Annotated in this window: 10 protein-coding genes and 1 riboswitch; of the genes, 4 read left to right on the top strand and 6 right to left on the bottom strand. The window is 37.4% G+C overall.

The genetic code is table 11. The features are described from left to right. Positions 1-223 precede the first annotated feature (223 nt). The 4 genes from MKY00_RS26325 to MKY00_RS26310 all read right to left on the bottom strand — a co-directional run bounded on the left by MKY00_RS26325 (position 224) and on the right by MKY00_RS26310 (position 7,072). Positions 224-1,435, bottom strand: a complete 1,212-nt coding sequence (locus MKY00_RS26325; RefSeq protein ID WP_001051013.1) for a NupC/NupG family nucleoside CNT transporter — start codon at positions 1,433-1,435, stop codon at positions 224-226. Positions 1,436-1,780: 345 nt separating this feature from the next. Next, positions 1,781-3,538 carry a C40 family peptidase gene (locus tag MKY00_RS26320; RefSeq protein WP_016718952.1) on the bottom strand — a complete coding sequence of 586 codons (1,758 nt, stop codon included), beginning with the start codon at positions 3,536-3,538 and terminating at the stop codon, positions 1,781-1,783. 210 nt (positions 3,539-3,748) lie between these two features. Beyond that, entirely contained in the window at positions 3,749-4,633 is an 885-nt protein-coding gene (locus tag MKY00_RS26315; protein WP_049112924.1) for a D-amino-acid transaminase, read from the bottom strand. Positions 4,634-5,143: 510 nt separating this feature from the next. After that, a complete protein-coding gene (locus MKY00_RS26310; RefSeq protein ID WP_016718951.1) occupies positions 5,144-7,072 on the bottom strand; it encodes an LTA synthase family protein in 1,929 nt (642 codons plus the stop codon). A 545-nt stretch (positions 7,073-7,617) separates the two neighbouring features. On the opposite strand from MKY00_RS26310, the gene MKY00_RS26305 reads away from it, so the two are divergent. Further along, a complete protein-coding gene (locus tag MKY00_RS26305) occupies positions 7,618-7,983 on the top strand; it encodes a YkvA family protein (RefSeq protein ID WP_016718950.1) in 366 nt (121 codons plus the stop codon). A 50-nt stretch (positions 7,984-8,033) separates the two neighbouring features. Next, positions 8,034-8,525 carry a metal-binding protein gene (locus tag MKY00_RS26300; protein WP_001139074.1) on the top strand — a complete coding sequence of 164 codons (492 nt, stop codon included), beginning with the start codon at positions 8,034-8,036 and terminating at the stop codon, positions 8,523-8,525. 68 nt (positions 8,526-8,593) lie between these two features. Here MKY00_RS26300 and MKY00_RS26295 read toward each other — a convergent pair whose 3' ends face one another. Then, positions 8,594-8,911 carry a DUF4870 domain-containing protein gene (locus tag MKY00_RS26295; protein ID WP_001014115.1) on the bottom strand — a complete coding sequence of 106 codons (318 nt, stop codon included), beginning with the start codon at positions 8,909-8,911 and terminating at the stop codon, positions 8,594-8,596. 297 nt (positions 8,912-9,208) lie between these two features. On the opposite strand from MKY00_RS26295, the gene lldP reads away from it, so the two are divergent. Next, a complete protein-coding gene (gene lldP, locus MKY00_RS26290; RefSeq protein WP_016718949.1) occupies positions 9,209-10,867 on the top strand; it encodes an L-lactate permease in 1,659 nt (552 codons plus the stop codon). Positions 10,868-10,938: 71 nt separating this feature from the next. Continuing rightward, positions 10,939-11,054: riboswitch (TPP riboswitch) on the top strand. A gap of 113 nt (positions 11,055-11,167) precedes the next feature. After that, positions 11,168-12,928, top strand: a complete 1,761-nt coding sequence (gene thiC, locus MKY00_RS26285; protein ID WP_000814474.1) for a phosphomethylpyrimidine synthase ThiC — start codon at positions 11,168-11,170, stop codon at positions 12,926-12,928. A 152-nt stretch (positions 12,929-13,080) separates the two neighbouring features. On the opposite strand, the gene MKY00_RS26280 is transcribed toward thiC, so the two are convergent. Then, positions 13,081-14,439 carry an arsenic transporter gene (locus MKY00_RS26280; RefSeq protein ID WP_000021133.1) on the bottom strand — a complete coding sequence of 453 codons (1,359 nt, stop codon included), beginning with the start codon at positions 14,437-14,439 and terminating at the stop codon, positions 13,081-13,083. Positions 14,440-14,825 lie beyond the last annotated feature (386 nt).

Here is a 14,825-nt window from a genome sequence, read left to right as displayed (position 1 = left end):
TCATACAAGGATACTTGTAGTATGCACAATTATTAAGAAATAGATCGGATGACTACATTCTTTTTGAGAGGCAACAACAAGTAGTATCCCTCTTTTGTAAGAAAAAATAAACAGACTTGATAATTATTGTATCATAATGTTTTTATATTTCGGCATAAAGTATTTAATATATACTGAGAAAATAAAAAGTCCCCTCTTTAGAAAGAAGGGACTTTTTATTAATTTATAGGAACATCATACCTGCAACTGCTGCGTTTAAGAAGTTAGCTAGTGTACCAGCGATAACTGCTTTAATCCCTAATTGTGCAATTTGTTTACGGCGAGTAGGAGCTAATGTCCCTGTTACACCTAATTGAATTGCGATAGAAGAGAAGTTTGCGAATCCACAGATTGCGAATGTTAAAATTAGATTTGTTTTTGCAGAGAACTCTGCCATATGTGGTCCTAAGTTTGCGTATGCAACGAATTCGTTGATTGCAAGTTTTTGACCGATAAAGCTTGCTGCTTGTACAGCTTCACCAGGAGAAACCCCGATTAAAATTGCAAATGGTGATAGTAAGTAACCAAAGATTAAATCAAGGCTAAGTTTAATATCGAACCAAGAGCCAACCCATCCTAATAGGCCATTTAATAAAGCGATTAATGCGATGAAAGCCATTAACATTGCTGCTACGTTAATAACAAGTTGCATACCTTCTGATGCACCACGTGCTGCTGCGTCAATAACGTTTGCATCTTCACGCTCTGTAGAAAGTTCAACGTTATTATCTACTTTTTCTGTTTCTGGCATAATAAGTTTCGCAATTAATAAACTTGATGGAGCTGCCATAATTGCTGCTGCTAATAAGTGTTCTAACGGAATACCCATTGCTGCATAGCCGACAAGAACTGATCCAGCAACAGCTGTCATACCGCTTACCATAATAGCGAAGAATTCACTATTTGTTAAACGTGCTAAGTAAGGTTTGATTAAGATTGGAGCTTCAGTTTGTCCTAAAAATACAGTTGTTACTGAGTTTAAACTTTCTGCTTTAGAAGTTCCAAGAAGTTTACTTAATGCGCCACCAACGATACTAACAAATCTTTGCATAATACCGAAATGATATAAGATTGCTACTAATGAACTAATAAATACGATTGGAAGTAGTGCTTGAATAACGAAGATAAATCCCCAAGGGCCTTTTGCGTTGACTAAATCCCCAGCAACGAACTTAATTCCCTCGTAAGAAAAATTAATTAATCCTTGAACGCCATCTGCAGCGTGTTTTAAACCTGCTTTTCCGGCATCCCATCGTAATACGATAAATGAAAATGACATTTGTAATGCTAGCGCGATTAAAATCGTGCGCCAATTAATAGCTTTGCGGTTGGAAGATAGTAAGAAAGCGATTGCTAATACTCCAATCACGCCGCCAATTCCCCATAAAAGATTCATGCAGTGTATGCTCCTTCCTCATAGTAAAAAAATGTATAAAACAGTTGTCTATACTTCTGCAAATATAACATCTTAAGTAACTTATCATAATGGACATCAGAGGTCAAACGTCTAACGAAAAGTTTAAATAAAAAGAAAATTCTTCAAAAAAACACATATAAAATGATTAGACATGAAATAGGTTATGTTTTTTATGTGAAAATATACATTATGATAACGTTATGGATCATTATTGTAGAATATAGTGTATGAAATAGGAAAATAGATACATTATTTTTTTAGGGAAATAGGTTATACACATTAAAAAGAGCCTTCTAGTAATCTAGAAGGCTCTAAAAATATAACTTAAGGTGCTTTCGTATAACCTAAGAAGTGCTTACTCCAATAAGAATTGCTTAATGAAGCGATTGCTACACCTTTATCTCCAGCTTGGATAAATGATCCGCCCCCAAGGTAAATACCCATATGAGAAGGACCTGATTTATAAGTGTTTTGGAAATAAATTAAGTCACCTGGTTGTGGATTTGAAGTTTGTGGTAGGCTACCCCAATATCCTGCAACACTTTGACGGCTAATGTTATGACCAAATTTCTTAAATACGTGGTAGATGTAACCACTGCAGTCAACACCAGTAGCAGAAGTTCCGCCCCAAACGTATGGTACACCTTGCATTGATTTTGCATATGCAAGTACGGAAGAACTGTCACCGCTATTATTGCTTGTATTGTTATTATTGTTATTATTGTTGTTTTGATTGTTATTTTGGTTGTTGTTAGGCTTATTATCTACTGCGCCACCAACTGGTGTTTTAGAAAGGTAACGTGTGCCGATATAACCAGTTTGGCCGTTGTAGTTAATTTTGCTCCATCCAGAGTTTTCAGAGATTACTTGAACCTTCTGTCCTTGTGGAAGTGCGCCTATGATTCTATAATTTGTACCTTCACCACTACGTACATTTAAGGCAGAAGCATTAATGTAGTAGTCACCAATTGCACCTTGATTAGGTTGTTCAGGTTGTTTTGGTTGCTCAGGAGTAGTAGTGCCACCTTTAACAAATTTCACGAATTCGCTACTAACGTAGCCTGTTTTTCCTTGATAGTTAACTTTAAACCAGCTACCTTCAGAACCAATTACGTTTAATGTCGTACCATTTAATACGCCACCAATTACGCTATGGTAAGTAGCAGGACCTGTACGTACGCGTAGAGATGTTGCGTTAACAACGTAAGTACCGCCAGTTTGAACAGTTACATTATTATTTTGTTCTTGTTTGTTATCTTGGTTGTTTCCTTGTGTAACGTTATCGCTAGAACCGCCTTTTGTTACGTAGTCTTTACTTACGTAAGCTGTTTGGCCTGCATAATTGATTTTGAACCAATCTTGAACTTCGCCAACAACTTGTACGACTTGTCCTTTCGTAACAGAGCCTACAGTTGTGTGAGAAGTGCTAGGACCTGTACGAACACGAAGGGAAGATACATTTACTGTATAGTTTCCGCTTGCTGGTTTTACAGATTCTTGGTTGTTATTATTCGTATTGTTGTTTGAAGAACCTGCATTAGCAGAAACACCAGATACGAATTCGCCACTTACATAGCCAACTTGTCCATTATGGTTGATTTTCACCCAACCATTTTCTTGGCCAATTACGTTTAATGTTTGTCCTTCATATACACGTCCTGAAACAGAACTAGAAGTGTTAGGAGCAGTACGTACACGTAATACATCAGCAGTAACTTTGTTTTTTCCACCTGTTGTACTTACATTGGAATTACTTGCACCATTTTTTGATACAAATTCGCCACTAACAAAGCCTGTTTGGCCATTCATGTTAATTTTGTACCAACCATTTTCTTCGCCAATCACGTTTAGTGATTGACCGTTATAAACGCGCGAGATGATGTCGTGAGAAGTACTTGATCCTGCACGAACATGTAATACGCTAGCGTTTACCGTATAAGATGAGCTGTTTGATGCAGAAGCTTGGACAGTTGTAGCAGCTTTTTGTGTATTTTGTTCAGGGGCAGCTTGAACACTATCAAGTGTAGGTGCTGCTCCTCCTGCTACAGACACTGCCGCAAGACCGGCAAGGTATTTTTTCATAATTTGTCGATTCCTTTCTGTCTGTAATGTAGTGAAGAAATATTTACCAACTGTTAAAAATTCTAAAGAGCATGTCGATTACTGTCAAGACTTATGCGGGAATCTGAATATGACAAAAAGATTACAAGAAAAAATCAAGGCATAAATCTATACCTTGATTTCCATTTAAATACATATATTGAATGTAGAAAGGATAGAAATTATTCGTGTTTAAGAAGATGACATATTGGATTGTAACAAACTCTGAGAAAATGATCGTTGCAGCATTTTAGTGATAGGGCCAACTTGACCATCTTGGATGGCGGTTCCATCAAGATGAGTCATCGGCAAAATTTCAATCGTCGTTCCTGTAAAAAAGCATTCATCCGCTTGATAAACATCACGAACGCTGAAAAGCTCTTCTTGTACTGGAATACGAAGGGTTTTCGCTAAAGAAAGAACATATTGACGAATAATGCCATTTAAAATAAGGTGATTAGCTGGATGTGTGTAAAGAGTTCCGTTTTTAATTAGAAAGAAGTTAGAGTGGCTTCCCTCAGTTACAGTACCATTTCGTACGAAAAGGGCCTCTTTACAACCTTTTCGTTCCGCTTTCGTAGTAGCTAATATATTCGGTAATAAATTTAATGATTTAATATCACAGCGTAGCCAGCGCGTATCCGGTTCTGATATGGCACGTACACCATATTCAATCCATAACGCTGGTCTTTCTTTCTTTGTAATATAGGCATAGATTGTTGGAGGGACGTCATATGAGAACGTATGGGTACGAGCTTGTACACCACGAGATACTTGCAAATAAATCGTTCCATCTTCGTGGAAATTATTATTTTCGATTAGTTTATAAAGTAGGGTAATCAGTTCCGCTTTTGAGAAAGGGAGTGTTAATTCTATTTCTTCCATGGAGCGATATAATCTTGTGATATGCGGATCTAATAAGTGAAAGTTCCCTTTATATAGACGAATAACCTCGTAGACTCCATCTCCAAACTGCAAGCCTCTTTCCTCAAGGTCTATGTACGTTTTTTGTTTCGTTGTATCAATAACTGCATCATTCCAAAGTACAAATCTTTCATATGCCAATTTTCGTCCCATCCTTTCGTAAGTGCATAAGTAAAGTGAAGCTTTCATTCATTTGGAATAAAAATCACTACAGTAATTTTTATGTGAGTAATTCTTTACATATGACGTATATGTATTTGTAAATGGTAGAGAAGTGGTAGTGATTTACAGCATTTCGTATATACAAATTCGAAAATAAGAAATAAGAATCCTGCTTTTAAATAAAAAAAAGCAACATTCTTATGGAATGCTGCACAAGGAGGGTAGCTATCTTTCATAGGGACATCGTCTTATTGAATGTTTTGTGTATGGAAACAAAACATATTGAAAGACAATTATAAGAAAGTAGAAATAAACGATTCACATATTTCTTTAAGGGATCTTATTACAGATGAGAGATAAGAAATATATAGAACCTCGTTTACATATTTTATTATAGAGATACTTCATTAATTCTATGTGAATATTTGGTAAAGGTTATGTAATGTTAAAGTTAATGAATATAAGTAATTGTATGGAGGAATATAAAAAAAGAGGCTGAGATTACTCAGCGCTCTTCTTTTCTTCTTTAATAGCTGTCTTTACTTCACCAGTTTTGATCTTGTTGCTTTCAGAGAAGCGAAGTAAGTCACCCTCAATGATTTTGTCAGACATGTTCAATTCATTTTGGGCACGATCAATAAGTGGTTGAGATTCTTCTTTTGGTAGTTGTACAACTTCGCCAGTAGCACGGTCGTAGAATGTACTGTTCGTGTACATGTACTTATCTGTAACGAAGCTACCATCACGAAGAACAACGAACCCTTTATTGTCAGGTGAGAATACGTCATGACCGAATCGAACGTCATTCGTAGAGTCTACACCAAGTAAGTTTAGAATAGTTGGTTTAATGTCAATTTCACCAGTTGGTTTTGAAATTGTTTTACCTTCTTTTTGACCTGGAACGTGAATAAACATCGGTGTTTTTTGTAAGTTCATATGGTCAAATGCAGTAATTTCTTCTTTTCCTAAGAACTGTGCCATTGCACGGTTATGGTTTTCAGAAATACCGTAGTGGTCACCGTAGAATACGATAACTGAGTTGTCGTAAATACCTTCTGCTTTTAGACGCTCAATAAAGTGTTTCATTGCTTCGTCTAAGTAGCGAGCTGTTACCATGTAACGGTCAAATACGCCATCACCAGAATTGTATTCATCAATTAATTTTGTATTGTCATCATAAGTGAATGGGTAATGGTTTGTTAAAGTAAGGAAGCGAGTATAGAACGGTTGCTTCACTTGTTTTAACATATCGATAGATTGATCAAAGTACTCGATATCTTTTAATCCCCAGTTTAATTTCGTTTCTGGCGTAATCTTATAGTCAAGCTCGTTGTAGTAACGATCATAACCAAGTGCCGGATACATAATGTTACGGTTCCAGAATGTTGCGTTGTTTGCGTGGAATACTGCAGTGTAGTATCCTTGCTGACGTAAAATTTCTGGAGTTGCTGTGTATTCGTTGTTACCGTGTGTGAAGAATACAGCACCACGGTCTAGTGGATACATTGAAGTATCTACTAAGAATTCAGCATCAGATGTTTTTCCTTGCCCAGTTTGATGGAAGAAGTTATCAAAGTAATAACTTTCTTTCGTAAATTGGTTTAAGAATGGTGTAACTTCTTGTCCGTTAACTGTTGCACCAATTAAGAATGTTTGTAATGACTCAAGAGAGACAACGATTACGTTCTTCCCTTTTGCAGTACCAAACATATTTGGATCTGGTTTGCTTTGCGTTGTTTTTACGTAGTTCTCTGTTTCCTGTAACTTACTGCCGTCAGCAAATGCTTTTTGTGAACTTGATTTTGCTTGTAAGCCAAGATCATATACTTGGTGTACATATAAACCTAAGTTTTTAACAAGCATAACGCGGTCGAATGAACGTGTTAATAGTTCTGGACGCTCAGCTTCTGCCAATCCTAAGTTTGCGAAGAAAATAGCAATTGTTGACACGAAGTATAGGGAACGCATTGGGCGTGCTACACGTTCTGTCGGTGCAAAATTCTTCATCTTCTTCAATAAAATGAAGAATACGATAATATCAGCAAATGCAAGGATAATTTTGTAGTTAAACAATTCTTTTACACTAGAACCTAAACTTCCGAAGTTAGATGTTTGTCCTAGTACTGGTAAAGTAACGAAGTCATTGTAGAATCCGTAGAACATTACGTTACCAACAAGAACGATTGTTAAGACAAAATTAATTCCAAGTGCTATATAGTTACGTTTTTTCCCTTTTGCAAATAATGCAAGACCAACAAGCAGTAATGATGCTGCTAATGGGCTCAGGAATAAAATGAATTCTTGCATGAAAGATTCAAGTTTTAAATCAAAGCTTGTGCGTGTAATAAGATATGTCTTCAACCATAAGGCTAAAGCTACGAATGCAGTGAAACGCACATTTTGAAATTGTGATTTCAAGGTTTCTTTCATTCATTTCCACCCTTTCTCTATCAGGCTTGGTCGATTTTGGAGCGAAAAATGCTAAAATAAAAAATACATAGTTTTCTTGGCCATAATTAGAGGTTCTATATTCACCCATATACGACTATAACTATGCATACCCTTTTAGTTTCTTGTGTTACTCATAAGCATAACGTCATTTCTGTATTATACAACAAAATTCATTTCTGAGAAACACTATAACATTTTACATTTTTTGTATGAGATTTGTCACTACCAGAGAAAACTTTAACATTCGTTTATATGTCCGTCAACTAGAAAATATAACAAAGGTAGAGCAGAATGTTAAGTGAAAGTGAAAAATTTCTTGTTGAGAAATAAGAAATGACAATGGGTAAGTGGTTATCTAGAAACCTATTATATGAAGGGAAGTATGTAAAAATTAACGAACACTTGTTCTTTTTGGGTTTGTTTGTTACAATGAAAGTTCATTGATAGATTATGTGTAATTTTGATGAACTTTTACTGAAAACATATTGTAGCTTATTTCGTTTAAAAAATAGGGAGGCTTTTACATGGAGCAAAAATTTTCAGTTGAAGCATTTTGGAAGAAGGTAAAACATGTCGCAAAGCAGGCAGGGCAGTCAGTCATTTATGCAAGTTTATTGTTGTTTTACGTTTTGCAGAAACCAGATGTTCCAAAACGAGTGAAAATTATTGTAATTGGAGCACTTGCTTATTTTATTGCACCGATTGATGCGATTCCAGATTTCGTTGCTGGAATTGGTTATACGGATGATTTAGGGGCGTTAATGGCTGCGCTATTACAAGCGTCGCTATACGTCGATGATGATGTAAAAGATAAGGCACGAATGAAGTTGGCAGAATGGTTTGGTTCGGATATAGACACATCCTTTATCGATCAGAAATTAGATCAATAGGTAAGAACTGTCACATGGTGACAGGGCGAACGTAAGCGAGGAAGTGCATTATGCCATCAGGAAGAACGCATACGAAAATAAACTTAATATCCCTTCCGGTTGTTTTGTTTCTGCTCTTTTCGTATGGACTAACAAATTTTGATTTTTTATTAACTTTTGCAATTGGCTTTTTAGTAGGTACTACATTTTTAACACCGGATTTAGATACGTATAGTAATGCGTATAATAAATGGGGGTTCCTGCGTATATTTTGGTATCCGTATAAGAAGGTGATGCCGCATCGCTCCTTCTTTACACACACAATTATACTTGGTGATGTGATTCGTATTGCATACATGTTAATTGTGTTTTCTCCGTTTTTATTCCTATTAAATGTAATCGCGCTTGACGGAAATTTAATAGAAATGGCGAAGGAACATGAGGTTGAAATTGTAACGTTCGTAATGGGAATTGTTGTGGCAAGCACGCTTCACATTATAGCGGATAAAGTGAATACGCGCCGTAAGAAAATGATGAGAAAAAAGAAGAAACGCAGAAGATAAAAAACCGTCCCAAAAAGGTATTTTGGGACGGTTTTTCTTTTTAATCAAACGTTTGTTTAAAAAGGAAATTAAGCTTTCAGTACTTTAATACCTTTCACGATGTTCCAAATGAAGTAGTATAAGCTAATGATTCCGCAAATACATAAGACAATCATTGTACCGATGCCCAGTGTTACATCCGGTTGATCAGATCCAAGACCCATAACTCCTAAAATAATCATGCCAATGAATGTAGCGATACTTGGGATAATGTGTGTCCATAGAGCACGTTTTGCATGTGGTTTCGTTTCCACATCTCCCACAATCCACACAATAATCGGGAATAAGATAGGGGCAAATAATACACTAAAGTATGATAAAGCTGCTAATATTTTGTTTCCGTTCATATATATCACCTCATAAATAATATCCGTTGTTATACCTTTATTATGCAGGAAAGGTAGCGAGCCTTCTATCGATGAACATGACAAGAACATGACGATTTTGTAAGATTTTTTCGTTAAATAATAAAATTTTCAAAAAAATCTTTTTAAATGGAAATTGTTATGGTACAGTATAAAAGAAAGTTGTTGAAAACGTTTTCTTAAACGTTTTTTTATTTTTAGGTTTAAAGGTATGATGACCTGATAGTCTATTGATGAGGTTATTCTACTTAAAAGGGGATTCTTTAGGGGGAGAGAACAATGAATACATGGACACAAGTTTATGATCCGTTCGGAAACATTTGGATTTCGGCAGCGGTGGCACTTATTCCGATTATCTTTTTTTTCTTAGCTTTAGCAGTTTTCCGCATGAAGGGGTATGTGGCAGGATTTATTACAGTTGTACTTACAATTTTAGTGGCATTATTCGCTTATAAGATGCCGTTCACGATGGCGATGGCAGCGACCGGATATGGTTTCTTATACGGATTATGGCCAATTGCTTGGATTATCATTATGTCGGTATTTTTATATAAAATATCTGTGAAAACAGGTCAATTCGATGTGATTCGTGCATCTGTATTATCCATTACGAATGACCATCGTTTACTCGTTATTTTAATCGGTTTTTCATTCGGAGCATTTTTAGAAGGGGCAGCGGGATTTGGTGCACCAGTAGCGATTACGGCAGCGCTTCTTGCAGGTCTTGGGTTAAATCCTTTATATGCAGCAGGTCTTTGTTTAATTGCAAACACAGCACCAGTAGCGTTCGGAGCGATGGGTATTCCGATTACAGTTGCTGGACAAGTAACAGGTATTGATCCACATAAAATTGGACAAATGGCTGGACATCAATTACCGTTCTTATCATTATTTGTTCCATTCTTTATCGTATTTTTAATGGACGGGTTGAAAGGAGTAAGACAAACGTGGCCTGCTTTACTTGTAGCAGGTAGCTCATTTGCAATTACGCAGTTCATAACAGCGACATTCTTAGGGCCAGAACTTCCGGATATTACGTCGGCACTTGTAAGTTTAGTTAGTTTAGCGCTGTTCTTAAAAGTATGGCAACCGAAAGAAATTTATCAATCAGGGCAAGCAAATAGAGAAGTAGCTGCAACAACAGCGGCATCGATGCCGAAATTAACGTTAGGAAAAGTAGTAAAGGCATGGTCTCCATTTATCGTATTAACGGTTATGGTAGTCATTTGGAGTCAAAGTTTCTTTAAAGCATTATTTGCTCCAGGAGGCGCGTTAGAAAGCCTTGTATTTAAGTTTGAAATTCCAGGCTTGCACAATTTAGTAATGAAAGCAGAGCCTATTGTAAATAAAGCGACGCCTTATGAGGCAATTTTGAAGTTTGATGTATTATCAGCAACGGGAACAGCAATTTTAATTGCTTGTCTCATTTCCATGCTGATTTTGAAAATGAGTGTAAAAGATGCAGTGGTAACATTTAAAGAAACTTTAAGTGAACTTAAAATGCCAATTCTATCTATTGGATTTGTATTAGGATTTGCATTTATCGCAAACTATTCTGGGCTATCTTCTACACTAGCGTTAGCACTAGCAGGAACTGGCGGACTATTCCCGTTCTTCTCACCATTCTTAGGATGGATTGGCGTATTCTTAACAGGGTCTGATACGTCAGCGAATGCATTATTCTCAAATTTACAAGCAATTACAGCGCAGCAAGTCGGTGTATCTGAAGTACTTCTCGTTGCAGCAAATACAACGGGCGGTGTAACAGGTAAAATGATTTCTCCACAATCGATTGCCATTGCTTGTGCAGCAGTTGGACTTGCTGGGAAAGAATCAGATTTATTCCGGTTTACAGTAAAGCATAGTTTGTTCTTCGTAATAATTGTGGGGATTATGACTTATGTTCAGGCTTATTATTTAACTTGGATGATTCCGTAAAGAGCGACAGAAATAAACTTTGCATTTTTCAGATTATCGTGTATGATGAGAAAGTATTGAAAATTAAATCAGTGATAAACTAGGGGTGCCTAACGTATGCGTAGGCTGAGAGAGAAGCGCGTGAACTTCTTAACCCTTTGGACCTGATCTGGCTCGTACCAGCGTAGGGAAGTTAACGGCTTTACATAATGATGTCTTTTATGAGCCAGGTCCTTATTTTTTTATGGACCTGGCTCTTTTTATTTTGGCATACGCTGGCCATATCTCGTCCTTGTCACGTACAGGGGGGCAACAAAGGTTATGAAACAGTCTGTTTCGGCTGAGCAAATTGAATTGAAGTCGAGTTTACCAGGAAGTAAGAAAGTGTATGTGGATGGACCACGCGAAGGTATGAAGGTGCCGATGCGTGAGATTGAACAAAGCGATACAAACGGTGTTCCGAATCCGCCAATTCGTGTGTATGATACGAGCGGTCCTTATACGGATCCAGAGTATAAAGTGGAGTTAGAAAAGGGGTTGCAGGCGCCGCGCCACTCTTGGATTCTAGAGCGCGGAGATGTAGAAGCATACGAAGGTCGCGAAGTGAAACCAGAGGATGATGGTGTGAAGGTGGCTTCAAAACATACACCTGTTTTCCCGCAGATGGATCGCAAACCGCTTAGAGCGAAGCAAGGTGCAAATGTTACGCAAATGCATTATGCACGTAATGGGATCATTACGTCTGAGATGGAATATGTGGCGATTCGTGAAGGGGTAGAGCCTGAGTTTGTTCGTAAGGAAATTGCGGAAGGTCGCGCTATTTTACCAGCGAATATTAACCATCCTGAAGCAGAGCCGATGATTATCGGACGTAATTTCCACGTGAAGGTTAATGCAAATATCGGAAACTCTGCTGTATCTTCTTCTATTGCAGAAGAAGTAGAGAAGATGACGTGGGCTACTCGCTGGGGTGCAGATACAATTATGGATTTATCTACAGGTAAAAACATTCATACGACGCGTGAGTGGATTATTCGTAACGCGCCTGTACCAGTTGGAACTGTACCAATCTATCAAGCTCTTGAAAAAGTAAACGGAATTGCAGAAGATTTAACGTGGGAAGTGTATCGTGATACGTTAATTGAGCAAGCGGAGCAAGGCGTAGATTACTTTACGATTCACGCTGGCGTATTACTTCGTTACATTCCCATTACTGCAAAGCGTACGACAGGTATCGTTTCGCGTGGTGGTTCAATTATGGCGCAGTGGTGTTTATTCCATCATAAAGAAAACTTCCTATACACTCATTTTGAAGAGATTTGTGAAATTATGAAGCAGTATGATGTTTCGTTCTCTCTTGGAGATGGATTACGTCCAGGTTCGATTGCAGATGCAAATGACGAAGCGCAGTTCTCTGAGCTTGAAACACTTGGTGAATTAACGAAGATTGCTTGGAAACATGATGTGCAAGTTATGATTGAAGGGCCTGGGCATGTACCGATGCATTTAATTAAAGAAAACATGGAGAAAGAGCTTGATATTTGTCAGGGGGCGCCATTCTATACACTTGGGCCGTTAACGACAGATATTGCACCAGGTTATGACCATATTACATCCGCAATTGGAGCTGCGATGATTGGCTGGTTTGGAACAGCGATGCTTTGTTATGTAACGCCGAAAGAACATTTAGGTTTACCGAATAAAGATGATGTACGCGAAGGTGTTATTACGTACAAAATCGCTGCGCATGCAGCTGATCTGGCGAAAGGGCACAAAACGGCTCATCAGCGTGATGATGCACTTTCAAAAGCTCGTTTTGAATTCCGTTGGCGCGATCAATTTAATTTATCTTTAGATCCTGAACGTGCAATGGAGTATCACGATGAAACATTGCCAGCAGAAGGTGCGAAAACGGCTCATTTCTGTTCCATGTGTGGACCGAAGTTTTGTAGTATGAGAATTTCACATGATATTCGTGAATATGCAAAAGAAAATGATTTAGAAACGACAGAAGCAATTGAAAAAGGAATGAAAGAGAAAGCGAAAGAATTTAAAGAAACGGGTAGTCATTTATACCAATAACACGTTACACCTCTTTACTTGATTGATCACACTGTAGTACCTAACTTAAATATAGAAGAAGCCCGCTTTGCTAAGACGGTAGCAAAGCGGGCTTCTGTTGTTTATCCTGCTATTTGCGGGCAGTGAGACCCCTCACTGATTAAAGTTTCACTTTATAAGGCGAAGAAGAGATGTACCCAATAGAATAAGAGGAATAATGTGACGACTGTTGTGAGCGGGATAACGATAAGGGATACACTTAAATAGTCTTTCCATTTTACTTTAATTTTGTTTTGTTTCAGGATATACATCCAAATGAGGGAAGCTAGCGTACCGATTGGTAATAGTAGTGAACCGATGTCACTACCAATAATGTTTGCGAGGTAAATCGTTTTTAAAGTGATTGGGTCTAGTCCCATTTCTGTTAATGTGATTGTACCAATCATAAGTGCAGGGTGATTATTGAAGACGTTGGAGAGGAGGGAAACGAGTCCGCCCATTGTAAAGCTAGCATAAAGTAGATGCTGATTTACAACTGGTTCAAGCCATTGGACAAGTGCTGCTGTTAATCCTGCGTTGTGAAGTCCGTAAATAATGACATACATAGAGAAAGCAAAAATTAAAATGTGCCAAGGTGTCTTTTTCAAAATATCGACAGGGTTCGTTCGTAAGTAGTACCATCTCCAGATGAGAAGAACGAGTGAACCGAGTACGGCAACAATCTCGATTGGGATGGATAAGAAGGATGCAACGAATAGAAGACAGCGCATAAGGAAGACGAAGCCTAATACTTTTAGCATGAACCTTGTCCGTTTTTGCTTCGTATCAACTGAATTTTTTCCTTTTAACGGATGAAAGTTTTTCGTGAAGAATATTTCTTCAATATCATATGAAGAAACAGGCAATTTTTTCGGAAGTTTTTTCTTCAAAACCGTATACATAAGCCATGACATAAACAATAGTCCTAATGTTGCAGGTACAAACATCATAGCAGTATGCATATAAAGAGTCATATTCACGATATTTAATGCGATTAAGTTTACGATATTACTTACACCAATTGGTGCACTAGATGCAGTAGCGATTAAAGCACCGCTTAATAAATAAGGGATTTGTTGATGCGGTTTTAATTGAAGATTTTTTAGGAGAAGAATTAAAATTGGCGTTGTAATTAAAATACTACCGTCGTTATTAAATAAAAGAGTCATAAGAAAACATAATAATTGAATATACCAGTATAAGCGGCGTCCGGAGCCTTTTGCTAAGTTTGCAAGTTTCGCTGCGGACCAGTGGAAGAAGCCGAAGCTTTCTAATATAACCGCCATAACGATGGTCGCTAATATTGTTATGGAGGCACCGCCAATTTTACTAATAATGTCCATGACGTCTGGTTTTGATACAAGTCCAGTAATCAGGATAATGCCAGCGCCAATTGCTGCCGGCCACGCCTCATTTAAACCACGAGGTCGCCAAAAGATAACAATCATCGTTAAGAAGAATACAATAATAGTAATCCATATTTCAATGCTCATATTTTACCTACCTTTCTACTTTTCCTCAAAGCAATGTAGCTTGTCTTAAGGTTTGTATTGGTAGTATATTCAGCAAAAAATAAGAAGAACTAGACGTATAACGGAGTGCAATGAATATGTGTTTTTCAAGTTATGGGACAAGTATCTCTCTTAGTGAAATAACTATTGTGAGAGGAGTCTAGAAATTAATGGGGCAGTAAGATAGTAAATGAAATTTATATAGGTGATCATGGAGATATATCAGCGATTATTGAAATATATCAGCGCAACTCAAAATATATCGGCGATTATTGAAATATATCGGCGCAACTCAAAATATATCAGCGATTTTTAAATTATATCGACTTATCGACAAAACATGACAAAAGGAGCCCATCCCAAAATAC

Origin of the sequence: Bacillus sp. FSL R9-9834 (assembly GCF_038006905.1) — a bacterium.
Taxonomy (GTDB): domain Bacteria; phylum Bacillota; class Bacilli; order Bacillales; family Bacillaceae_G; genus Bacillus_A; species Bacillus_A pacificus.
This window is presented reverse-complemented; position numbering and strand designations above follow the sequence as displayed.